The organism is Bartonella sp. W8167 (genome assembly GCF_016100335.1).
Taxonomy (GTDB): domain Bacteria; phylum Pseudomonadota; class Alphaproteobacteria; order Rhizobiales; family Rhizobiaceae; genus Bartonella; species Bartonella apis.
In genome coordinates, this window is sequence record NZ_JACFSQ010000004.1 from 102,282 (window position 1) to 125,949 (window position 23,668).

At 46.2% G+C, this 23,668-nt stretch carries 21 protein-coding genes and 1 riboswitch; of the genes, 11 read left to right on the top strand and 10 right to left on the bottom strand.

From position 1 onward, the window contains the following. Window positions 1-26 precede the first annotated feature (26 nt). Window positions 27-533: a prolyl-tRNA synthetase associated domain-containing protein gene (locus H3V12_RS10550; protein WP_198214628.1), complete on the bottom strand. Its 507-nt coding sequence runs from the start codon at window positions 531-533 to the stop codon at window positions 27-29. A gap of 136 nt (window positions 534-669) precedes the next feature. Here H3V12_RS10550 and crcB point away from each other — a divergent pair, with 136 nt between their 5' ends. The 4 genes from crcB to gcvP all read left to right on the top strand — a co-directional run bounded on the left by crcB (window position 670) and on the right by gcvP (window position 5,772). Beyond that, complete coding sequence (crcB, locus tag H3V12_RS10555; protein WP_198214629.1) at window positions 670-1,053, top strand: fluoride efflux transporter CrcB; 384 nt, start codon at window positions 670-672, stop codon at window positions 1,051-1,053. 295 nt (window positions 1,054-1,348) lie between these two features. Beyond that, window positions 1,349-1,447, top strand: a riboswitch (glycine riboswitch). A gap of 44 nt (window positions 1,448-1,491) precedes the next feature. Next, on the top strand, window positions 1,492-2,598 hold the full coding sequence (gene gcvT, locus H3V12_RS10560; protein WP_198214630.1) for a glycine cleavage system aminomethyltransferase GcvT: 1,107 nt from the start codon (window positions 1,492-1,494) through the stop codon (window positions 2,596-2,598). A 5-nt stretch (window positions 2,599-2,603) separates the two neighbouring features. Further along, the gene (gene gcvH / locus H3V12_RS10565; RefSeq protein WP_075869183.1) at window positions 2,604-2,972 is read left to right on the top strand and encodes a glycine cleavage system protein GcvH; all 369 of its coding nucleotides are present in this window, start codon (window positions 2,604-2,606) and stop codon (window positions 2,970-2,972) included. A 4-nt stretch (window positions 2,973-2,976) separates the two neighbouring features. Then, window positions 2,977-5,772, top strand: coding sequence for an aminomethyl-transferring glycine dehydrogenase (gene gcvP, locus H3V12_RS10570; RefSeq protein ID WP_198214631.1), 2,796 nt, complete (start codon window positions 2,977-2,979; stop codon window positions 5,770-5,772). Window positions 5,773-6,306: 534 nt separating this feature from the next. Here the strand turns inward: gcvP and H3V12_RS10575 are convergent. Both H3V12_RS10575 and alr read right to left on the bottom strand, forming a co-directional pair. Beyond that, window positions 6,307-7,563 (bottom strand): D-amino acid dehydrogenase, encoded by a 1,257-nt coding sequence (locus H3V12_RS10575; RefSeq protein WP_198214632.1) that lies wholly within the window; start codon window positions 7,561-7,563, stop codon window positions 6,307-6,309. Next, window positions 7,560-8,705, bottom strand: coding sequence for an alanine racemase (gene alr, locus H3V12_RS10580; protein WP_198214633.1), 1,146 nt, complete (start codon window positions 8,703-8,705; stop codon window positions 7,560-7,562). Before alr ends, H3V12_RS10575 begins: the two co-directional genes overlap by 4 nt. A 193-nt stretch (window positions 8,706-8,898) precedes the next feature. Between alr and H3V12_RS10585 the strand changes: the two genes are divergently transcribed. Both H3V12_RS10585 and H3V12_RS10590 read left to right on the top strand, forming a co-directional pair. After that, on the top strand, window positions 8,899-9,348 hold the full coding sequence (locus tag H3V12_RS10585; RefSeq protein ID WP_198214634.1) for an Lrp/AsnC family transcriptional regulator: 450 nt from the start codon (window positions 8,899-8,901) through the stop codon (window positions 9,346-9,348). A gap of 173 nt (window positions 9,349-9,521) precedes the next feature. After that, window positions 9,522-9,812 (top strand): hypothetical protein, encoded by a 291-nt coding sequence (locus H3V12_RS10590; RefSeq protein ID WP_198214635.1) that lies wholly within the window; start codon window positions 9,522-9,524, stop codon window positions 9,810-9,812. A 200-nt stretch (window positions 9,813-10,012) separates the two neighbouring features. Here the strand turns inward: H3V12_RS10590 and H3V12_RS10595 are convergent, their stop codons facing one another. Both H3V12_RS10595 and cueR read right to left on the bottom strand, forming a co-directional pair. Further along, a complete protein-coding gene (locus tag H3V12_RS10595) occupies window positions 10,013-11,173 on the bottom strand; it encodes an alpha-hydroxy acid oxidase (protein WP_075915000.1) in 1,161 nt (386 codons plus the stop codon). A 354-nt stretch (window positions 11,174-11,527) separates the two neighbouring features. Next, window positions 11,528-11,932: a Cu(I)-responsive transcriptional regulator gene (cueR, locus tag H3V12_RS10600; protein WP_075869869.1), complete on the bottom strand. Its 405-nt coding sequence runs from the start codon at window positions 11,930-11,932 to the stop codon at window positions 11,528-11,530. Between the two features lie 315 nt (window positions 11,933-12,247). Here cueR and H3V12_RS10605 point away from each other — a divergent pair, with 315 nt between their 5' ends. After that, a complete protein-coding gene (locus tag H3V12_RS10605) occupies window positions 12,248-13,621 on the top strand; it encodes a nucleobase:cation symporter-2 family protein (RefSeq protein WP_198214636.1) in 1,374 nt (457 codons plus the stop codon). A gap of 422 nt (window positions 13,622-14,043) precedes the next feature. Here H3V12_RS10605 and H3V12_RS10610 read toward each other — a convergent pair whose 3' ends face one another. Both H3V12_RS10610 and H3V12_RS10615 read right to left on the bottom strand, forming a co-directional pair. Then, complete coding sequence (locus tag H3V12_RS10610; RefSeq protein WP_198214637.1) at window positions 14,044-14,331, bottom strand: putative quinol monooxygenase; 288 nt, start codon at window positions 14,329-14,331, stop codon at window positions 14,044-14,046. Further along, window positions 14,328-15,785, bottom strand: coding sequence for a phosphomannomutase (locus tag H3V12_RS10615; RefSeq protein WP_198214638.1), 1,458 nt, complete (start codon window positions 15,783-15,785; stop codon window positions 14,328-14,330). The genes H3V12_RS10610 and H3V12_RS10615 overlap by 4 nt, the downstream gene beginning before the upstream one ends. Before the next feature lie 248 nt (window positions 15,786-16,033). Between H3V12_RS10615 and H3V12_RS10620 the strand changes: the two genes are divergently transcribed. Beyond that, window positions 16,034-16,864, top strand: a complete 831-nt coding sequence (locus tag H3V12_RS10620) for a ferredoxin--NADP reductase (protein ID WP_198214639.1) — start codon at window positions 16,034-16,036, stop codon at window positions 16,862-16,864. Between the two features lie 190 nt (window positions 16,865-17,054). Here H3V12_RS10620 and H3V12_RS10625 read toward each other — a convergent pair whose 3' ends face one another. Further along, the gene (locus H3V12_RS10625; protein WP_075914996.1) at window positions 17,055-17,693 is read right to left on the bottom strand and encodes a 2-dehydro-3-deoxy-phosphogluconate aldolase; all 639 of its coding nucleotides are present in this window, start codon (window positions 17,691-17,693) and stop codon (window positions 17,055-17,057) included. 533 nt (window positions 17,694-18,226) lie between these two features. On the opposite strand from H3V12_RS10625, the gene H3V12_RS10630 reads away from it, so the two are divergent. Beyond that, a complete protein-coding gene (locus H3V12_RS10630) occupies window positions 18,227-18,883 on the top strand; it encodes a tellurite resistance TerB family protein (protein WP_198214640.1) in 657 nt (218 codons plus the stop codon). Window positions 18,884-19,286: 403 nt separating this feature from the next. Here H3V12_RS10630 and H3V12_RS10635 read toward each other — a convergent pair whose 3' ends face one another. Further along, entirely contained in the window at window positions 19,287-20,216 is a 930-nt protein-coding gene (locus H3V12_RS10635; protein ID WP_198214641.1) for a LysR family transcriptional regulator, read from the bottom strand. Between the two features lie 301 nt (window positions 20,217-20,517). Between H3V12_RS10635 and H3V12_RS10640 the strand changes: the two genes are divergently transcribed. Then, the gene (locus tag H3V12_RS10640; protein WP_075869170.1) at window positions 20,518-20,775 is read left to right on the top strand and encodes a hypothetical protein; all 258 of its coding nucleotides are present in this window, start codon (window positions 20,518-20,520) and stop codon (window positions 20,773-20,775) included. 130 nt (window positions 20,776-20,905) lie between these two features. Continuing rightward, window positions 20,906-22,039, top strand: a complete 1,134-nt coding sequence (locus tag H3V12_RS10645) for a type III PLP-dependent enzyme (protein ID WP_075869169.1) — start codon at window positions 20,906-20,908, stop codon at window positions 22,037-22,039. 445 nt (window positions 22,040-22,484) lie between these two features. Here the strand turns inward: H3V12_RS10645 and H3V12_RS10650 are convergent, their stop codons facing one another. Next, window positions 22,485-23,648: an iron-containing alcohol dehydrogenase gene (locus H3V12_RS10650; protein ID WP_198214642.1), complete on the bottom strand. Its 1,164-nt coding sequence runs from the start codon at window positions 23,646-23,648 to the stop codon at window positions 22,485-22,487. Window positions 23,649-23,668 lie beyond the last annotated feature (20 nt).

The window sequence follows — 23,668 nt, forward strand, 5'->3', positions numbered from 1 at the left end:
CAAAATCGTGCCTTTGGATACGAATTTCAACCCTCTTCCTCTGAAACCTGAATAATAAGCGGCTCGTGATTTGTGGCGCGAACAAATTTTACAAGATCCTCGCGTGAAATCGACGTGGTTGCCTCGTTGGTCATCGGGTGGCAATTGATAATAGGGTGATTGTAAAGCGCCTTATCAAGAATGAATGTCACATGATTTCCCTTGTCATTAATCAGACCGAAAACGCTGACAGCGCCCGGATAAAGGCCGAGATATTCGGAAAGTTTTTCAGGGCTACCAAAGGAAAGGCGCCCCGATGCACCGATTTTGTCATGAAGATGTTTAAGATCGACAACCGAATAAGCTCCCAGTGTCACCAGAAAATAATGCCCCTTCTTGTCCTTCAGAAACAGATTCTTGGTATGGGCACCGGCGATATTTTGTTTAATATCTTCGCCGTCTTTGACGGTAAAGATAGCCGGATGGGTTGTTGTTTTGACATGAATGCCAAGTGTTTTTAGAAAATCCAATAATTCCTGTTTTCCCGCTGGCATTTTTAGTCCTTTATTTTGTTTTTTTGGGCATTCTGTTTTAAATCGTCATGCTAATTTACTGCATTTAATTTCCAATTCGGCATTTTATTTGATGCTGGAGTTGAAATATTTTTCCTTCCTTTAAGGAGATTATCCGATGACTGCAACATTATGGGTGGCTTTTGGCGGTGCACTGGGCACGGTTTTACGTTACTGGTTATCGCTCCTCATGGTTCCGGTCAGTAAAAATTTGCCATGGGGAACAATTCTTATCAATATTGTCGGGTCTTTTGTGATCGCATTTTTTGGCGTTATCACTCTTGCAGAGGCAAAATGGCCGGTGAGCGAGAATATCCGGCTCTTTGTCATGGTGGGGATTTGTGGTGGCTTTACGACCTTTTCTTCTTTCAGCTTGCAGAGCTTCGAACTTTTGAAAAAAGGTGCAGTCGGTGAGGCTTTTTTCAATATTATTATTTCTGTCGTCTTTTGTCTTTTCGCGACAGCTTTGGGATTTTACCTTGGCAGCAAGATCAATCATTAAGAGTTTGAAGAAAACTAAATTATTTTAGCTTTATTATCACAATAAATTGTCATGAACATATGGGGAATTGTTATGAACATATGGGTTAAATATCCCGACTTAGTCGGGGGAAATGATTTTTTGAGGATGACTTCACTTTGAAGATCGGCTAGAACCGGCTTTATGTCAGGGAGGGGTAAATTTAACCCTTTCTCATCTTTTTGCGGGAGAGTGTAAAAATACAGTCAACCGTGTTTTGGCCGCCGAAGGGGAAAACAGCCCGTAATCTCTCAGGCACAAGGAACCGTAAAAAGATCAAGACAGCTCTGGAAAGTCGGGTTTGTCCCGCGCCGAAGGTGTAAGTGGAGGGGAGAGCTTTCCACAAGTCTCTCAGGCTCAAGACAGAGGGGTGTGAAATAGATGCATTGTGTATCTATTGGCGCAACCTCGGAGCAATTTATGGGCAACTCTCAAGAAGACCTTAAAACTTTGCCGCTTTTTCATATGCATGAAAAAGCCGGAGCCAAATTCGGCAATTTTGCCGGATGGAACATGCCGCTCACTTACCCGCTCGGCGTTATGAAAGAGCATTTGCATACACGTGCCCATGCGGGTCTGTTCGATATTTCTCATATGAAACTGATACTGGTTGAAGGAAATGATGCAGCCGACTTTTTGTCAAAAGCCCTGCCACTTGACGCCGAAGCACTGCAAATCGGCCAGTCACGTTATAACTACCTTTTGAATGAAGAGGCGGGCATCCTTGACGATCTCATTGTCACCCGTCTTGGCGAGAAACGTTTCATGGTTGTTGCCAATGCCGGCAATGCGCACGCCGATATTGCCGAACTTCAAAAACGCGCGCACGGGTTTGACTGCACAATCGAACCGCTTGAACGCGTGTTTCTGGCACTTCAGGGGCCGGAGGCTGCCGATGTTATCAAAAAAGCAGGCTTACCGGGAAATGAACTTCATTTCATGCATGGTTTCGAGCCGAAGAAAAACTGGTTTATGACACGTTCGGGCTATACCGGCGAGGATGGATTTGAAATCGGTCTGCCCGTCGGTGAAGCTGAAGCACTAGCCGAAAAATTGTTGAGCGACCCGCGCGTAACATGGATCGGCCTTGCCGCACGCGACAGTCTGCGACTTGAAGCGGGCTTGTGCCTTCATGGCAACGACATCACCGCAAAAACCAATCCGGTTGAAGCGGCAATTACCTGGGCGGTTACCAAACCGGTACGTGAGAAGGGCGATTTTTTCGGTGCCAAGGCTTTTCTCGAAGCATTGAAAAATGGTGCAACACGTCGCCGCGTTGGTTTGATGCCTGAAACACGCCAACCGGTGCGCGCCGGTGCAGAAATTTTTGACAAGACGGGCAAACTCGTCGGTCATGTTACATCAGGCGGTTTCGGCCCGTCATTCAATGGTCCGGTTGCAATGGGTTATGTTGTAATCGACCTAGCAAAAGCCGGAACCGAGCTTGAAACTGAAGTTCGCGGTAAGAAAATACCGCTTGTTGTCCACACACTTCCCTTTGTCGAACATCGTTATTTTAAAGGATAAAACACATGGTTAAACTGTATTTCACCGAAGATCATGAATGGATCAGTCTTGATGGTGATCTTGCAACGGTCGGCATCACAAACCATGCTCAGGAGCAGCTTGGCGACCTTGTTTTCGTCGAATTGCCGGAAGTCGGCAGCACGGTCAAAAAGGGCGATTCTGTCGCTGTTGTCGAATCGGTCAAGGCTGCATCAGACGTTTTTTCACCGGTTGATGGCACAATTAGCGAAGTCAATGAAGCTTTGAGCGACGACCCGGCACTCGTTAACCAGAAGGCAGAAAAAGAAGGCTGGTTGTGGAAGATGAAAATTTCTGACGCAAGCCAGCTCGACAGCTTGATGGATGCGGCAGGTTATGTCGCAATGATTGGATAATAAAATGCAGGAACTTCCATTTTCATCACGCCATATCGGGCCGAGGCCCGAAGAGGCAAAGGCAATGCTGCATAAATTGGGACTCGGTTCTCTTGAAGAACTGGTCGAGCAGGCAGTGCCTAGCGCAATCCGTCTTCACCACCCGCTTCAATTGCCAAAAGCTGTGAGTGAGGGCGCTGCTCTTCACGAGCTTCACGCTATGATGGAACAGAACCGTCTCCATAAAAGCTTTATCGGACAGGGCTATTATGGCACTTTTGTTCCCTCGGTTATTTTACGCAATCTTTTTGAAAATCCGGCCTGGTACACCGCCTATACTCCCTATCAGGCAGAAATCAGTCAGGGGCGGCTTGAAATGTTGTTTAATTTCCAGACTCTTGTCTGCGAATTGACAGGCTTGCCGATTGCGGCAGCCTCGCTTCTTGATGAGGCAACATCGCTTGCCGAAGCGAACGCCGTTGCGGTGCGCTTTTCACGCAATAAAAAAACCGCGATTTCGGTGTTTGGCGAACTTCACCGGCAAACTTTGGCGGTAGCTCAAACAAGGGCTGAAACACAAGGTTACGAGATCGGGTTAGAGAGCGAGATTACCGATAAGACAGCGGCAATCGTTTTGCCATGGCCCGACACAAAGGGGCGTTTTATCGATTACAGCGATATCATCAAAAAGGCCAAAGCCAAAGGTGCATTGGTTATCGTTGTGGCTGATCCCCTGGCTTTGACAATCATGGAAGCGCCTGCCCTTTGGGGAGCCGATATGGTCGTGGGCTCTATGCAGCGTTTCGGCGTGCCAATGGGATTTGGTGGTCCGCATGCCGGTTATCTGGCGGTATCCGAAGCCCTGACACGTATGATTCCCGGACGCATTGTCGGACAATCGATTGATACCAAAGGGCGGGTTGCCTATCGTCTTGCTTTGCAAACGCGTGAACAACATATCCGCCGCGACAAAGCAACGTCGAATATTTGTACCGCTCAGGCACTCCTTGCCAATATGGCAACAGCTTTTGCAGTCTGGCATGGTCCGGAAGGGCTACAAGCGATTTCCAATCGCGTTCATGATCTTGCAAGCCGGTTTGGTGACAGTGTCAAAGATGCGGGCTTTACTCTTTCCGGCGACCATTATTTCGATTGTGTAACCGTGAATGTTTCCGGCAAAGCTCATGAACTGCAACAAAAAGCGGAAAGTGATGGCCGTCTCATACGCGTTATCGACAAGGATACTGTTTCCATCAATTTTGATGAACTTTCGGATGAAGAAGACGCAAAAGCACTTGCCAAGCTTTTCGGTGCAACGCTCAGTGATAAAGCCCCGTCGAAACTTTTCGGCAAAAAACGCGATGGTTCCTTTTTAAGCCAGCCGTTTTTCCATGCAGTGCAATCGGAAACCGAAATGATGCGCTTTTTGCGCCGCCTTTCCGATAAAGATCTGGCACTTGACCGCGCTATGATTCCGCTCGGCTCCTGCACCATGAAATTGAACGCTGCCGCCGAGATGATGCCTTTGAGCTGGCCGAAGGTTGCAAATCTTCATCCCTTTGCACCGAAGACCGATAGTCGCGGCTATCAGCAGCTTATTTCCGAACTTGAAAAATGGTTGTGTGAAATTACCGGCTTCAGCGCCATTTCATTCCAGCCCAATTCCGGCGCACAAGGTGAATATACCGGTCTTCTTGCTATTCGCCGCTATCATGACAAAAATGGCGAACATAACCGCAATATCTGTCTCATTCCGGCTTCTGCCCATGGCACAAATCCGGCTTCGGCGCATATGGCCGGTATGGAAGTGGTTGTGGTCGATTGTCTTGGCGACGGAGACGTCGATGTCGAAGACTTGCGCAAAAAAGCAGTCGAACACAAAGACAATCTTGCCGCTTTGATGATTACCTATCCGTCAACCCACGGGGTCTATGAAGAAAGTATCAAAGAGATTTGCAAGATTATTCATGAGAATGGCGGGCAAGTCTATTTTGACGGTGCAAATCTCAATGCGCTGGTCGCTCTCGCCCGTCCGGCTGATGTCGGCGCGGATGTCTGCCACATGAATTTGCATAAAACTTTTGCTATTCCTCATGGCGGCGGTGGTCCGGGTGTCGGGCCGATCGGTGTTTCAAAGCATCTTCAACCATTCGTTCCCGGTCACGCGCTTTTTTCAACAAGCCATGCTGTTTCGGCAGCACCTTTCGGCAGCGCTTCAATCCTCACCATCACATGGATGTATATCCGTATGATGGGCGCCGAGGGGCTGAAACTTGCTACCGAAAATGCAATTTTGAATGCAAACTACATTGCAGAACAGCTTTCTGCGGCCTATCCGATTCTTTATAAAGGAAAAAGAGGGCGTGTTGCGCATGAATGTATTGTCGATACGCGTGTCCTTAAAGATAATTACGGCATCACCGTCGACGATGTGGCCAAACGTCTGATCGATTATGGCTTTCATGCTCCGACCATGTCGTTTCCGGTTCCCGGAACATTGATGATCGAACCGACCGAATCCGAACCCAAATCGGAAATAGACAGGTTGTGCAATGCCCTTCTTGCCATTTCCGAAGAAGCCAAAAAAGTAGGTGAGGGTGTCTGGCCGAAAGATGATAATCCACTCGTCAATGCGCCGCATGTTCTGGCCGATACCATCGATGACAATTGGTCACATGCTTATTCGCGCAAAATTGCGGCACTTCCTGACCCCGCTCAGGATCCGGCAGATAAATATTGGCCGCCGGTTTCACGCATTGATAATGTAGCCGGTGACAGACACCTTATTTGTTCCTGTCCGCCACTTTCCAATTATCGTTAAAAAAAAACCGGCTTCGGCCGGTTTTTTATTTAGTTTATTCGGTTTTTTATTTAGATTTTTATTCTTTTTGGTTTTGGGGGCGCCTTCTTTGGCGCTGCCGCAATGATGTAGAACTATTGGTGACATGGCCAAAACGGAAAGATGAAAACGGTCAGCTTTTCGCCTTTGCTGTGTCTGTTTATTTTTCATAAAATTTCCGGACATTCCGGAAGCGACGAAGAGTAAACTTTTAAAAGATAACGGGCAGGTCGAGCACTAAAATAACGGACAGGTCGAGCACTGAAAAAGTGTAAGCAAGCGGAATGAAAATCAAACGGACGGTCAGGCACAGAAAAGCGCATGACCGGCCGGAACAGAAAACCGAACGAACAATGAGCCCTCTAAAGACGTAACGAATAATCCGCAAAATGCAATTCATGGACTAGAAAAGGCAAACCGGATAGAGCGCACATAAAAAGCCGCAACAGTTTCCTCTTTTGGACGAAACTGTTGCAGCGGATAAGCTTTTCTATCGTCTTTTAGTTGCTCGAAAAATTATTGATACCGGCTGATGTCCAGTCCTGTCGGGTCAATTTCGGGCTTATTGCCGCTGATAATATCGGCAATCAAATGACCGCTTCCGGTCGACATTGTCCAACCCAAAGTACCATGTCCGGAATTAATAAACAGGTTTTCATATTTTGTTTTGCCGATAATGGGCACACTATCGGGCGTCACCGGCCGTAACCCTGACCAGAGCTGAGGCTTGAAATCTCTATCATAGGAGCCGGAAAACATCATTTCCAAAGCTTCTTGCAAGGTTTTCAGGCGCGGTTCGCTGAGCTTTATTTCGTAACCTGAAACTTCTGCCATGCCGCCGACGCGGATACGTTTTCCCAGTCTTGTAACAGCAACTTTGTAAATATCGTCAATAACAGTTGAAACCGGTGCTTTCGCCTCATTGGTAATCGGCACGGTGATGGAATAGCCTTTCACCGGATAGATTGGCGCATGAAGTCCGAGATCACGAATAAGAAATGGCGTAAAAGACCCCATCGAGACGAGATAGGCATCGGCATGCATCACACCGCGTGACGTTTCAACGCCGGTAATTTTACCGCCTTCAACATCAAGTTTATTGATTATTGTATTATAGGAAAATTCAACCCCTTTATCGGCCGCGAGCTTTGCGAGTTTGGTTGTAAACATCTGGCAATCGCCGGTTTCATCTTCAGGGGTTTGCAATCCACCAACGATTTTATCTTTTAACGGTGCCAATCCGGGTTCGGCGGCAACGCAACCGGCACTATCAAGCATCTTATAGGCAATACCATCGGCTTTGAGCACTTCGACATCCTTATTGGCCGCTTCAAGCTGATGAGGATCGCGGAAAAGCTGGATCGTGCCCTTCATGCGTTCATCGTAATGGATAGATGTTTCTTCGCGTAAGTCCTGAAGGCATTTGGCGGCATAGTCCGATACGCGCACCATCAGGGCTTTGTTTTTCTTGTACCGGTTTTCATTGCAATTGATAAACATTGCAAAGAGCCACTTCATCTGGTCGAGGCTGAAAGTCGGATGAATAATAAGCGGCGGATTGGCCTGCCGCATCATTTTCAATGCTTTGAGGGTCAGCCCCGGTTGTGCCCATGGGGTTGTATATCCGAAAGAAACCTGACCTGCATTGGCAAAGCTTGTTTCCAATGCTGGCCCTTCTTCACGATCAATGACCGTAACTTCATGGCCTAATTTATTGAGATACCAAGCTGAAGTTACACCAACGACACCACTTCCCAGAACAAGCACTTTCATTTTTTGTTTCCCTCGCGATTTTTCACATAGATGCGTTCGTAACGATGACTAAGCGACGTTAGAATTTCATAAGGAATTGTGCCTGCATCGCGCGCAACGTCGTTAAGCGATTGGTGTTTGCCGATGAGTTCTACAAGATCGCCGGCTTTTGGTGCATTTTCACCAAGATGCGTTGTATCAAGTGTGATGGAATCCATCGAAACGCGGCCAACAATCGGCACGCGCTCTCCTTTGAAAAAAACCGAACCTTTATTGCCGAGTGCCCTTAACCAACCATCCGCATAGCCCACCGATATTGTTGTGATTGTGCCTGGCCTTTCAGTTATAAATGTTCCGCCATAGCCGATTGCCGAACCAGCGGGAACATGGCGTGTCTGGATAACATGGGCGTCAAGGCTGACGACGGGTTTGATTGCTGTCGGGCTTTTGCCGAGCGGGTCTACACCGTAAAGGGCAATGCCCGGGCGCACCATGTCAAAATGATAGTCGGTCTTCAAAAAAATCCCGCCGGAAGCAGCAAATGCAACTTTGGAAGCGGGAAGTTTGGCAAGTGCCTTTTTCATGGCTTCAAGCTGGGCAGGATTGGCAGGGCTATTTTCCTCGTCACTTTTGGCCAAATGGCTGATGACCAGTTTTATATCGGCGTCATTAAAAATCGACGGGTCGGCGACAAGGCGGTAAAGCTCGCTATGATCAAGCCCCAAGCGGCACATGCCGGTATCAATCTGGATGATTGCGGGTAAACGCTTTGCTTCATTCAAGCAAAGTTTTTGCCAGTCAAGAATAGCCTCCCAGGAATTGAGAACCGGAATTATACCGGCCGCTGCCGTTATTTTTTCCGCACCCGGTAAAATGCCATTCAAAACAGCAATGGAAGCATCGGCCGGCAACTCGTCTTTGAGTCGGAATGCCTCGATAAGTTCTGCTACAAAGAAAAACCGGCATCCTGCTTCATAAAGCACAGGGGCTATTTTTTCTGCACCAAGGCCATAAGCATCCGCTTTGACAATGGCGGAACTTTGTGCCGGAGCAACCATTTTTTTTATGGTGTTATAATTTTCGACAATGGCATCAAGGTTGATTGTGAGAATTGCCCCATAGGCTAATGTCGGAATTTTAGTGTCGTTTTGAATTTCACCCATTTCATTATTTCCCAGATAAATCCGGTTAAAAATCCGGATGTCCATTTGTTCCCCTAGCATTGTTCCCGTGGCTTTTTTGCCATTTAATCTTCGCTATCATATGTGAAGAGCATTCGAATGTTGTATCTATTTTTGAAATATTATAGATATTTGTCGACGAATATTGAGCATAAATCCGAAAAATTGAAATAATATGCAAAATCTTGATGCGATAGACCGTAATATCATCCGCCTGTTGCGCCGTGACGGGCGCATGAGCAATGCAAATCTCGCTGCCGAAGTGGGGCTTTCCCCCTCGGCATGTTTGCGTCGTGTAAAATTACTGGAAGAAAGCGGCGTTATTCGCGGGTTTACCGCTATATTGGGAAGTGGTGAGGGAGAAGACCGGCTGATTGCCATTATCCAGATTACACTTGAAAAACAAACCGAAGAATATTTGAACCGTTTCGAGGCAGCTGTGCGTCGCCATCCGGAAATCAAAGAATGCTATTTGATGACGGGGGATGCTGATTACTGGCTTCGCGCGGAGGCAGAAAATGCCGCCACTTATGAAACCATTCATAAGGAGATATTGTCACGCCTGCCCGGTGTCGCGCGCATTCATTCGGCCTTTTCCATCCGCTCTATTTTGATGCAGCGATGAATAAATTATGTGAATTATTCTTCTCGCCCGAGTTTCAGGCAGAGCTCTTCATTATGTGAGCCGTTCGGGTATTTTGAAAGCAGCATTTGTTCGCTTCATTCGGGCTTTATTGTTGCTATACGTTTTGGTTCATCAAAATCAGCTTTATCAATCTTTGGACTGAAAACCGGTTCATGAAAAGCAGAAGAAGAGCTATTTTAAGCTGGCATTTCATTCCGCTTCCACTGTTAAAACAGGGTGTCATAAAAGAGGCGCTGAAAGATGCCGTGACATCTCGAACATTTTGGCAAACCCGTGTGCCATTAACGCGATCAAGAAATCGGCATTCTTTAACGCTCATCAATGATAAAATCGGATTAATTGCAAAATCAGGTAAAATAAAGAGTAAGCCTTTATACCAGAATTCAATGTGGATTTTTTTCACTGAAAAAAGTGGGATAACAGGCAGCTTTGCTGCTGTTTGAAGGTTCGTTTCGATTATGTATTGCGTGGAAGCCGGCCGTTTCAGTGCCGGATTTTAAATAATTTTCATTGTTGGCTTTTCATCGTTTTTAGTGTTCCAAGAAAAATCGCTTTTTAACAAAACCACCGTTAAAAAAGTAAAAGCATTGAAAAAAGCCGGGCATTTTGCCCGGCTTATCCAATATCGAATTAAGCTCTTCGTTCAGCGTTTTGGCTTTGAAGGCCTGAAATCATAAAGGACATCATGGGTGAGATCGGCAATTTTCTTCTTGCCGCAAAGTGCCATGGAAACATCAAGCTCGTTACGGATAATTTCCAAGGCTTTTGTGACACCCGGTTTGCCCATGGCGCCAAGCCCGTAAAGAAATGGACGGCCAATAAAGGTGCCTTTGGCACCAAGCGCCAAGGCCTTCAACACATCCTGACCGGAGCGGATACCACCATCAAGATGGATTTCTATTTTATCTCCGACAGCATCGACGATTTCAGGCAAAACCGAAATGGTTGAAGGTGCGCCGTCAAGCTGGCGGCCACCATGGTTTGAAACCAGAATGGCATCGGCACCGGTTTTGACAGCCATTTTGGCGTCTTCGACATCAAGAATGCCTTTCAGGATAAGTTTACCACCCCAGATCTTCTTGATCCATTCGACATCGTTCCAGTTAAGCTTCGGGTCAAATTGCGAGGCTGTCCATAAACTCAAGGATGAAAGATCGGTAACGTTTTTGGCATGACCGGCAATATTACGCAAAGTCCGTTTATCAGTCTGCAGCATATCCATGCACCATTTCGGGCATGTCATCATCTGCCAGAGATTTCTTAATGTAAATTTTGGCGGGGCAGACAGATTGTTGCGCAAATCCTTGTGCCGTTGCCCCATAATTTGCAGATCAAGTGTCAATACCAAAGCACCGCATTTGGCAGCCTTGGCACGATTGATAAGATCGGCAATAAAGTCGCGGTCTTTCATCACATAAAGCTGGAACCAGAACGGTTTCTTGGTTACCGAGGCGACATCTTCAATCGAGCAAATGCTCATTGTCGACAATGTAAACGGCACGCCGAATTCTTCAGCAGCCTGAGCGGCCAGCATTTCACCATTGGCATGTTGCATTCCCGCCAAACCGGTTGGCGACAAAGCAACAGGCATGGCAACCTTCTGGCCGATCATTTCGCTTTCAAGCGAGCGATTGGTCATGTCGACCAGAACGCGCTGGCGCAGTTTTATTTTTTTAAAGTCTTCTTCATTGGCGCGATAAGTGCTTTCTGTCCATGCTCCGGAATCGGCATAATCAAAAAACATTTTTGGAACGCGTCGTTTGGCAAGTTTTTTAAGATCGTTGATCTCGAGTATTTTACGCATGTCAGATCTCGTTCAATTTTTAGTGTGTCATGTGTAATATTCTTCACGCACAATAAAAAGTCTTTTCTTTCAAATCGCTAATTTTTGACGAAAGAGCCTTGAATGTCTTTTAACTTTGCGTAAGTCTGAAGATGTGAAAATTATTTAAAACCAAAAACCAAAAACCATTTCCGGGCAATGAGCAGTGCAGCAAGCAAACCGACGTTCCGGTTTTACAACTTTTTATATTTTGATTTTTCGCGGCTTTTTGGGGATGCTCTGCCAAACGCTTGTTGCACGACGCTAAAAACGCGAAAACTTTGATAAAAGTCGGGGCAAATTGCGTCCCACTCAAAAAAGCTAACATGCGTTCAATCAATGGCAATGATGGCTTGATCCAGCAAGATCTTCCAGAATGGGGCAATCGGGTCTGTCATCGCCATGGCAGTGATGGACAAGGTGGTCGAGTGTATTAATCATTACCTGTAGGGAATCCATTTTTTCCTGCAAAGCTTTGATATGGGAAAGTGCGAGTTTTTTAACTTCGCTTGAAGCGCGGCTACGATCTTTCCATAATCCGAGGAGAACGCGGATATCTTCGGAAGAAAAGCCGAGCAGTCTTGAGCGGCGGATGAAACGCAAGGTTTGAATATCGTCATCGGTATAAACGCGATAACCATTGCTGCTACGATGAATTGGTGAAATAAGCCCTGTTTCTTCATAATGACGGATCATTTTTGCGCTAAGACCCGATTGTTTTGCTGCTTCGCCAATATTCATTTTTCTCGTCCAATCCGGATTTTGATCAAATAGCATTCCGGTTTTTTATTTAATGCCGTTATTGCATATAATTGTTGTTTTAAAGCCAACAAGATGTTTTCTTGCGAGAACTACACCAGACAATCTTCCTGTTTTAAAATTGTATCATCAAGGGATCAATGAGTGCTCTTATCGGTCAAAAAGCTTGCTTGCTGGTGGATAAATGCTATTCCCCGCCAATTAGGCTTGACCTTTCTTCATCAATCCTCAACTAAAACGCTAACATGAAGATGTCCTTCAATGTTCACGCATCATTTATGCTGACGGAGAAAGCCGATGGAGAACCGGAAAACGCATAAAAAATCGGGTGATCTCGTTTTTGAAATGAATGACCATCCTCACGCGCCTGTCGCGTTTTTGGCTGCTCTCCAGCATTTATTGGCAATTATTGTGCCAATCATTACGCCGGGCTTTATCATTTGCAGTGCTGCCGGTGTGTCGCCGGAAGATACGGCCATGGTTTTATCCATGTCGCTTATTATTTCGGGCATTGCAACTTTTGTGCAATGCAAAAAAATTGGTCCCTTCGGTGCCGGTTTGCTGATCGTGCAAGGAACCAGTTTCAATTTTGTCGGGCCGCTTTCAGCAGGCTCCGCTGCCATGGTTGCAAGTGGTATTCCGGCAAACGAAGTCATGTCGGCGGTCTTCGGTGTGGTCATTGCCGGTTCTTTTATCGAAATGTCGGTTTCGCGCATTCTCCCCTTTATCAGCCGCATGATTACGCCGCTTGTCACCGGTATTGTGGTTCTATTGATCGGCCTTACCCTGATTAAAGAGGGGCTTGTCAGTATGGGGGGTGGTTATGCGTCACTAGGCGAGGGGGGAAGTTTTGCAAGCTTACAAAATCTCGCTTTGTCATGCACGGTCTTTGCACTCATTATTCTTTTAAACCGTGTGACGATTACATGGGTGCGCTCCAGTGCCATTATTCTTGCCCTTGCTGTCGGCTATGCAATGGCAGGCTTTATGGGCAGGCTTGATTTTTCCGGTTTTGAACATTCCGCACTTTTCGCCTTGCCAAGGCCGCTTCATTTCGGACTATCTTTTTCATGGTCGCTCTTTATTCCGCTCATCATGATCTATCTTGTTACCTCTCTTGAAGCGGTTGGCGACATTACAGCGACAAGCAAAATTTCAAGCGAACCGGTTTCGGGGCCATTATGGATGAAGAGGATAAAGGGTGGTGTGCTCGTCAATGGTGCCAATTCTCTTCTTGCCGGTTTCTTCAATACATTTCCAAGTTCGGTCTTTGCGCAAAATAACGGTATTATCCAGTTGACCGGCGTTGCAAGCCGCTATGTCGGCTTGTGGATTGCGGCCATTCTTGTTGTTCTCGGCCTTTTTCCGAAAATTGCCGCCCTTATACAAGCAATGCCCGAACCGGTTCTGGGAGGTGCTGCCATGATCATGTTCGGCTCGGTTGCCGCTTCCGGAATTAACATCCTTTCGTCAATCAAGCTCGACCGGCGGGCGCTTCTCATTATTGCAATTGCCTTGAGCGTTGGCGTCGGTGTGCCGCAAGTACCGGCTTTTGTGAGCCATCTTCCGACATTTATTGCCGATATTATGAAATCCGGCCTTGCTGCCGGCGGGATTACGGCAATCATCCTCAATCTGCTCTTGCCCGAACAGCAACCGGATGATGAATAGAATTCTTCTTTCGTTAAACCGTCATGTTAAAAGCCGATTTGAAGAGAGAATAGTTTCCGCCCGAATGCGGGGTGGAGCCACGTGATGAAAGGTTGAAACAATTTTCAATTGACCGTGCATTGGCTACATCCGGTTACCGGGCATTGACTAAATATCGCGTAAGCGCCTAAAGCAGAACAACCTCATAAACAGCAAAATAAGAAACTAACAAAAAATATCGTTTTGACGCGCGTGTTGATGATAAAGATAAGCGAATTGTTTAAAAACAACGCGTCGTTTCCGTTCTGGAACTTGAAAGGAAAACAGTGCTTTTTGAAGCACATAAAGGCGCGGATAATATTAAAAAAGCAGCATCGGATGAAACCGGATACCGCTTTAACTGTAAAGAAATAAAATTGTAAAAAAATGGACATTAAGGGACGTCAAAGCTTCTGTGTCATGACGGTGACGACCGCTTCCTTGTAGCTCATCTTTGTTAATTCATCGATAATGCGAACAAAATGTTCGGTTTTGCTATGTGCGTCCAGGGCGCCTTTGTCTTTCCATGTTTCAATGAAAACCATGTGTCCTGTATCGCCTTCGACTTCAAACAGTTCGTAGGAAATACAGCCTTTGTCTTTACGGGATTTTTCTACGAGTTCTTTGAAAAGAGCGTCGGTCTTTTCAACCAATTCGGGCTTGATATAAAAATGCGCAATAACCTTTATCATGATGCTTTCTCCAAGGTTCGAGCAATGTTTTCAAGCCCCCATTCGAGAAGCTTGTCGGCCTGTTCTTGCGAGGCCGCCTCGCTATAACACCGCAATTCCGGAGCATTACCGGAAAGGCGGAAATGCACAATATCACCATTGTCCATGATGACACGTAAACCGTCAATCACATCCCAATGTTTGATGTTACCGAGCGGATGGAAAAAATGTACGCATGTTGCAGCATCTTCAAGGTCATGCAAAACTTGTTTTGCTTTTTCTGTGTCAATATTTGACAGCCGGTTGCTGGCTGTGAAGCGCCGTGGAAGACAACCCTGAAGCGCCTGAACGGAAGAGCCGCGCAATTGTGCAAATCCTAATAAAGCCAGAATAGGAAGCATTGCATCGCGTGTTGCCAATTTCTTCAATTCGCAGGTTTCGCTTGAAATATCGCTTCCTAAAAGAACGCCGCCATTGGCTTCAAAACCGACAATTGTATGATAACCGTCGCTTAATGCCTGTTTCATACCGGCAATAACATAAGGCGAGCCGACAGAGGTGCGGTAAACATGCTCGAAAAAATGGCTTGTCTCGACCGCCGACGTAGAGGTGACAGGGGTGACCACCGCATCGGCAAAAAGATATTTTGCGGTGAGCATTCCAACCACATCGCCTTTCAGAAATATCCCGTCGGAACCGGCAATTAATGGCCGGTCTGCGTCGCCATCGGTCGACACCAGTGCGTCAAGCCCGTATTGGCGAACGGCATCAAGAGCAAGCTTGCGGTCAAAATCGCGTAATGCTTCGGTATCAACCGGAACAAAATGGTCGGCCCGCCCGATTGCAACAGTTTTTGCGCCAAGAGCTGATAAAACTTCAACGAGAAAATCGCGCACAATGGAACTGTGCTGATAGACACCGATTTTCATATCCTGAAGTGCGGATTTTGGCAAAATGGAAAGACAGCGTTTCCGGTAAAGTTCAAGAACATCCGGAACAACGGTAGGGGATTGATAGTTTTCGGCAAGGTGATAGGGCGTGTTATTTTCTGAAAGCCCGCCTTTACCGGATTTATCAAGTTCATTGACAATGCCCCGCTCGTCCTGCTTGGTTATTTCTCCATCGGGACGATAAAATTTCAACCCGTTGCGGTCGTCGGGAATGTGGCTTCCTGTAACCATAATTGCCGGATAGCGAGAGTTGAGTGAATAAAGCGCAAGGGCGGGGGTCGGCACTTGACCGGCATTGATAACAGAAAAACCCTGATCTTCGATTGTTTTAATGACAACGTTTTTGATATGCGGACTCGACGAGCGCAGATCATAGCCGACAATCACGCTAGCATCCTTGCTCATCTTGCCGATTTTTTCCAAATGTCGCAAGAAGGCTGAAGTGTAGCTCATGATAATATCATCGGTTAAATCGCTTACCAGACCGCGCAAGCCACTTGTTCCGAATTTGAGTTGTTCTGTCATAATGTGGTTTATTCCAAAACGGCCATTTCCGCTTTTCTATATGTGGTTACAATAGCCGTTTTGTCTATCGGCTTTGAAGCAATTATTTTGCATAAACAACAGACTATCTACAACTGTCATTTGACGAAAACAATTTTGTTATTATAAAGAAACTTCGCTTTATGATGTTGGCAGATAATCCATTTAGCATTATATCATGCCTAAATTTGTCAAGTTTATCTGCTAAAGTTTATTAAGGAAGAATTCCGATGACTACGCCTGTCGACAATGCAGCCTCGAATGTGACTGCCACGCCGTCTTCATTTCCGATACCGGCAAATGTTTTTGCTTTAACTGTACAGGATGTCAAACATTATACTGATAGGCTTTTCCGTTTCCGATTGAACCGTCCCAACAGTTTCCGTTTCCGTTCGGGCGAGTTTGTGATGATCGGCTTACCCAATGCCGAAAAGCCGGTTTTTCGTGCCTATTCCATTGCAAGCCCATTCTGGAGCGAACAATTGGAGTTTTTCTCGATCAAGGTTCCTAATGGCCCTTTGACCGAGCATTTGCAAAAAATCAAAGTGGGCGATACCGTGCTGATGCGCAAAAAAGCCACCGGCACTCTGGTATTGGACGCGCTTTTACCGGGTAAACGGCTTTATCTTTTTTCGACAGGCACAGGTGTTGCACCTTTTGCAAGCCTCATTCGTGATCCGGAAACTTATGAAAAATTCGAAGAAGTTATTCTTATCCAGACAACGCGGCTTGTTGCCGAACTCGACTATGCGCGCGAACTTGTTGCGGACCTAAGAAATGATCCTCTTATTGGCGAATTTTCTAACCAGTTGAAATTTTATCCGATGACAACGCGTGAGCATTCCGACCATATGGGGCGAATTACCGACACAATGCGCAGTGGCGAATTTTTCAAGCGTACCGGTTTGAAAAAGCTTGATCCGGAAACCGATCGCGCAATGATTTGCGGTTCCATGGCAATGCTGAAAGACTGTGCTGCGATGTGTAGGGAGTTCGGCCTTGTCGAAGGTGCGAATAATGCACCCGCTACTTATGTGGTTGAACGCGCTTTTGTTGATTGACAGAAGGGAAAGACTGCTTTTGGACAGGCTCCAAGGCTCCAAGGCTCCAAGGCTCCAAGGCTCCAAGGCTCCAAGGCTCCAAGGCTCCAAGGCTCCAAGGCTCCAAGGCTGCCTGTTTGTCCGCAAGTCCGGTTATTTTTGCCAAGCTCTTATATTTCAATGAGCTTGGCTGTTTCTTCCCACCGGCTCTTCAGGCCGTCAATTTTGTTGCGTTTCTCGCAAGTTCGGTAATGGCTTTAAAATCGCCAGCATCAATTAATTTTTTCGGTGCCACCCACGAGCCGCCAATACAAACGACATTGGGCAATTTCAGCCAATCGGCGGCATTATTTTGCGAAATACCGCCCGTCGGGCAAAATTTTACCTCGGCAAAAGGTGAAGCCAGCGATTTGACAAAATCAATGCCGCCCGCTGCCGTTGCAGGGAAAAATTTTAAACATTGATAGCCTTCTTCAAGTGCTCCCATCAATTCGCTTGGTGTGACTGCTCCGGGAAGAAGCGGAATATCGCTATCCTCGGCAGCGTCGATGAGTTCGCCGGTCAATCCGGGGCTCACAATAAATTTTGCTCCCGAACTTTCAGCCGATGCATATTGATCGCCGTTTAAAATTGTGCCGGCGCCGACAATGGCATCAGGCACATCTTCAGAAACTGCATGAATGGCATCAAGGGCTGCAGGGGTGCGCAGTGTGATCTCGATAGCTTTTAGTCCCCCTTCGACGAGTGCACGTGCTACCGGCACCGCATCTCCCAATCGTTCAATGACAAGAACCGGAATGACACTTTGTCCAAGCAAAATAGGTAAAAGACGTTCGGTCTTCTGAGACATTGTTGTTCTCCAAAAAGCTTTTTTAATTCTTATAAGCGTAAGCCAAGCTTTAGAAAAGAGTGTTCGGGCAAGTTTCCTATCGGCTTTGTCAAAAAGCGGGAATGTTCTCAAAAAGGTATCGGAACCACAATGAAAAGAGAAGATTGAAACGATCCATCATTAAAAATTCAAAAAAACAATATCCGGTTTTTAAAAGTTTAAGAGGCTGCTTTAAAAAACTATCGCGAAAAAGACGGGGCGGGAAAAGTTCAATAGTTCGAGTCGGGGCTCGAAAACCGGCGCGTTTAACAAGATAGGCAACGAGGTCGTTTTGAAAAATGAAATGGCGGGGCTTATCCGATTTTTTGAAATAATGTTCAGAAAGCCGGTCATGACATGACGGAAAAATATTGCTGTTTTATCGCGCCGTTCAAGGGGGAAATATTCTTTGATATTTTCGCATCATTTTTGCTTTTGGGAAAGCTTGTAATAGTGCTAGCGGGCGCTATCTCTTTTCATCAAAGAAGCGGGAGTTTCACAAAACGGAGACGACGATGATTGACGCCAAACAGATTTTTAAAGATTTGCTGACCCCCGATAATTCCGCTTCAAAAGCTGGTACAAACCAGTCGACTTCCTCGAAGCCATCTTCTCCATTTTCGGTCGTTGATCTCATAGGCGGACTTTTTGCAGGCAACGAAAAAGGCAATATTCTTGAAGGCTTGATAAAAGGTGGCGGTTTGGCGGCCGTTGCCAGCGTGGCTTTCAACGCTTTGAAAAATTTTGAAAAATATGATGATAATGCCAATTCCAAAGTTGATATGACAGAAGTCGGTCAAACCGGTGCCGATCATAATGGCGATTTTGCCCTGACATTGGTTCGGGCAATGATAACGGCTGCCAAAGCCGATGGTCATGTCGATGACAAGGAACGGGAGTTGATAAAAAACAAAATTGCGAGTTCGGGAATTGACCAAAAAACAGCCGCTTTTCTGATGGATGAGTTGAACAAGCCTGTTGATCTCGACAACCTTGTCAGCAATGTGAATAGTGACGAACAAAAGACCGAACTTTATGTCGCTTCCCGTATGACACTTGATCCGGAAAAGCCTGATAACCGCAAATATCTTGATAATCTTATGAATAAACTCGGACTGCCGAAGGATCTCGAACAACATATCGAACAGGCAATTGTAAGCTTTTTACGCTAGTTTTCTTGTCCTTCTCATTGTCAGTTGCCGTGGGCAGAAAACTTTAAAGCAAAGGCGCGGCTAAAATATTGTCGTCAAAAATGTTGCATTCTGCTCATGAAGCAGATTTTTACTGGCCCCCTCCTTACTCGGCTCCCCCTCTTACTCGCCCCTTTTGAAGGGCCTCGAAACAACCGGAACAAATAAATAACTGGAACACAATTTTTCGCTAACAGGCTGCGAGTGTCTATTATTAGTTCAAAGGTTTTGTGGGGTTGAAAAATCGGGACTGTTTTTTTAACCGGATGCTTGATCGGGCTGTTTGTCTTGTTTCGAGCCGTCCGGTTTTTTCTTGAAACCTCCGGTTACATCTTGGCATTTTGTTTACTGAAGGGGCGGGTTTTATTGAAAGGGCGAACGTGTTCTACGAGTTGGAAGCATTGATTTTTGTTTTCCCCTTTTGTTCATAATTCTTGAACCATTCGACCAGATAATCAATAAACATGCGCACCTTTGCCGGTAAGTAGCGCTTTTGTGGATAGACAATATAAAGGCCTGCACCGTCCGGCATAAAATCATCAAGAACAGTTTTTATGAGGCCCGCTTCAAGTTCCTTTTCGGCTATAAAAAAAGGAATTCGGGCAAATCCGATACCGGCAATGGCAGCCCTTTTTATAATGATTGGGCCATTTGTTGCCATGCGTCCTGAAATAGCAACCGAGAAGGTGCTGCCGTCACGGTCTTTGAATAGCCAATGGTCGGAATTCAGGTTGTTTCTGTCGACAAGGCAGGGAAGCGATTTCAAATCGCGCGGTGTTTCCGGAACATTTATGTTTTTCAAGAGTTTGGGAGAAGCGACGACAACCGAACGGATATCCATAATTTTTCGTTGGATAAGGGAGGAATCCTGCATGTCGGTAATGCGGATAGCAAGGTCGAAACCTTCATTCACAAGGTCGACGAACCGGTCATCAAGACTGATATCAAGGTGGATATCCGTATAAGCTGACAGAAAATCGATGAGTGATTGACCGATCGGAGCATCCGCGAAAGTGCGTGATGTACCGATTTTTATTCGCCCGTGAGTGGTTTTATTGGAGTGTGTAATTGTGTCATTAAGATCGTCGAGTTCCTTGATAATCTCCAAAGCACGTGGATAATAAGCCTGGCCTGCTTCAGTCAAAGATAATTGGCGGGGTGTCCGGTTCAAAAGGACAGCACCCAATTCGTCTTCAAGTTCATGAACATGTTTTGAAAGGAGCGCTTTCGATTTGTGTGTCTTGCGCGCGGCCGCCGAAAAACCGCCGGCTTCGACCACTTCTATAAAGCCCCGTATTCTCGTCAATAGTCCCAAGAGTTTTACCCCTTCCCGAAACCGCGTGCCCACAAGCTGTTTTTTTTTAAAAGGTGGGCTTTGTCTTTCATTAACAGAAACGCATGTCGTTTAACAACGACCAGTTTTTCAGAGAAATAAGCCCTGTTTTTAACTGTCGACACCACCAATTTTTATTGCAAACAACAGAATGTCCAATATTGCAACGAGCCTAAATAAAATTGTCTGAAGGCCAAAAAAAATATTGAAAGGTTGCTCCATTGCGCTTATATGCATTGCTGCCCAAAGTCGCACGTGCCTGTGGGTGTCCGCCGGTCCTCGAATGGTGAGAAAAACCGGTACGGTACCTGGACCTAACCGCTCCAGTCATTCTTACGGCCAACCGAAAGAATGGGGACATCTTGAAGCAACGACGGTGCGGGCCTTTCTGGTGTCTTTCGGCTGTCCAAAAGTCGGAATTACTGAAGAGGCACACCTCATTGCCTTCCGTGCGGATGCGGTTTTCGTTATTCCAATCAAAAGGCAGACAAAGCGGAGCAATGCGTTAGCGCGCTGTTCCATCGCCGCAAGTTTTATCTAGTTTTTTCCGGTACCTCCAATAACCGGTTCAAACGAATATAGACCTTGCACTTTGTCCATGGGCTGATCGTGACTGATGCCACGAGAAGCAAGATTTGGGGAACCCGAAGGGTTTCCTAAGGAGAACCGAAATGGCAACTCAACGTATTCGTGATTTCCTCGCAACACGACGCCCTGAAGGCCCGTGCATGATTCTGGATCTTGATGTTGTGCGTGAAAACTATGAAGGCTTTGTCAAAGCACTTCCCCAATCACGCATTTTTTATGCAGTAAAAGCCAATCCGGCACCGGAAATACTACGTTTGTTGGTGTCGCTTGGTTCATCTTTCGATACGGCCACTGTCGCCGAGATTGAAATGGTTCTTGATGCCGGTGCAACACCGGATCGTATTTCTTTCGGCAACACCATCAAAAAAGAGCGCGATATTGCCCGCGCTTATGAATTGGGTGTTTCACTTTATGCAGTCGATTGTGTCGAAGAAGTTGAAAAAGTTGCCCGTGCTGCCCCCGGTGCGCGTGTTTTCTGTCGCGTTTTGACAGATGGTGAAGGTGCCGAATGGCCGCTTTCACGCAAATTCGGTTGTGTGCCGGAAATGGCTGTTTCGGTTTTGCGCCGTGCCCACGAATTGGGTTTGAATGCTTATGGCGTTTCTTTCCATGTCGGCTCACAGCAGACAAATCTGAATGCGTGGGATCGTGCGTTGGCAGATGCTTCCAAAGTTTTCAAAACACTGGCCAAGGAAGGTATCATATTGAAACTCGTCAATATGGGTGGTGGTTTCCCGACACGTTATTTGAAAGATGTGCCATCGGCACAAGCTTATGGCATGGCGATTTTTGATAGCCTTTCAAAACATTTTGGCAATCGCATTCCCGAAACAATCATTGAGCCGGGACGCGGTATGGTCGGAAATGCCGGTGTTATCCGCTCTGAAGTTGTTCTGGTTTCCAAAAAATCGGAAAATGACAAGTTGCGCTGGGTTTATCTTGATGTCGGCAAATTCAACGGTCTTGCCGAAACAATGGATGAAGCTATCCGCTATCCGATTGAAACAGCCAAGGACGATGACGAAAAAGTACCATGCGTTCTTGCCGGACCAACCTGCGATTCAGCCGATGTGATGTATGAAAAAACACCTTATCCTTTGCCGATTTCACTCACTGTTGGTGATGAAATCCTGATTGAAGGAACCGGTGCTTATACAACGACCTATGCTTCTGTAGCTTTTAACGGTTTCGAGCCAATCCGGTCTTATGTCATCTGATAGGTCAAAACCCGATATAAGCAGCAATTTACGCCCGTAGTTTTCTGCGGGCGTTTTTTTATCATTCGGCTTTAATCCTGCTCATGTGAGATATTTGAAAGAAGGATGTCATTTTAGAGAAAAGATCTTGATAATGATCATCAAGCGAATGATCACAAATTTTTGCAATCTTTTTTAAAATCGAAAAATGCCCTTCTATTTTTTTGTCTATCCGGTTTTTTTACGTGAAGACATTTCCGGAGCAGGGTCTCAGATTGACTGGCCGAAAAGCGATAATAGTCGTGTGAGAGGATGATAGTTTGAAAAGAGGGGGCAGGTAGTTGAAGTCAAGTGCAACATGTTGCGCTATTTTTTAAATGATGAACTTTCTTGTCCGCACGTGTGAATAAGTGAAAAAATCAATAGGAATTTTCTTATTCAGGCTCTGATTGCGAAAACGCATTATCTATTTTTTGCGGTTCATTTTTCCGGCAATTGCTGCATTCAAAATGGCAAGCGCTGTTTTTTTGGAAAGCCGGACAGTTGGTTCATCCGGCCCTTGGTCTTCAACGGCGACATTTTCAATCAAGGCCTTGTCTTTTGCTTTGATTTTCTGATCTTTTGTCAAGCCTGCCAATTTTGTTGGAACATTGGCCGATTTTCGCAAATTCAACAGATGGCGGATAAAGCCGTTGAAACCACCTTTTATATTAAGGCGCTCGGCAAGCGTTGCAATTCTGTTTCCCACTGCCGACTGGTTATAAGCCACGACATAAGGCAAAAGAACACCTGCAGTCATGCCAAAATGGGTTTGGTAACGATTGCTTATCGATCGGGCGAGGGCGCTGGTCATGCCTAAGCCTTTCTTTGCCGCAAGTGCACCAGTGAGCGAGGCGGATGCCATTGCCATTTGCGCTTCATTATTTGAACGGTCACTGACTGCTTTTGGCAAATAGGCAAAAACGAGGCGGGCTGTTTCGAGTGCCAGAGCATCCGAAACGGGATTGAATGTCGGATAGCACCAGCTATCAATCGCATTGGTAAGTGCATGCATACCCGCGCCGGCCATAAAAATAGCAGGTGCAGACCCTGTTAAAACCGGATCGGCTACAACGCATGGCGGCATCATGCGTTTGTCATGTATTGTAAAACCGGTATTGTTGCTATTGTCGATAATGTAGGCGTTATCACTGATTTCTGCACCGCTTCCGGCAAGTGTCGGCATTGCAACAAGCGAGGGGAGAGGCGTATAAAGCGAGGGGACTTCAAGTGTTTTGACATTCGCGCCTTTTGCACAAAACAGGCGGGTCAGTTTGGCAAGATCTATTGCTGCACCACCGCCAAAGGCAAGAATAGCATTGAAACCGCCGCTCAAATAAAGCCGAACAGTCAATTCCAATGTTTCTCTGGAGGCAGTTCCGTCGAGCGAAGAAAAAACGCCGAACGGCAATTTCAATTTGTCAATGCGTTTGAGCAGTTTTTTCAATGCCGGTGATTGGCTAAGACCGCGATCGGTCAAAACCATTATGGCTTTGACCCCGTTTTTTTCGAACACGGAGCCAAGTGCTGCAAGGCTTTTGGGCGCTAGCAGAATATCAGTCGGAAATGTCCATTTGCTTGCAATTGTCATAAGCTATACTTACGCGAGAA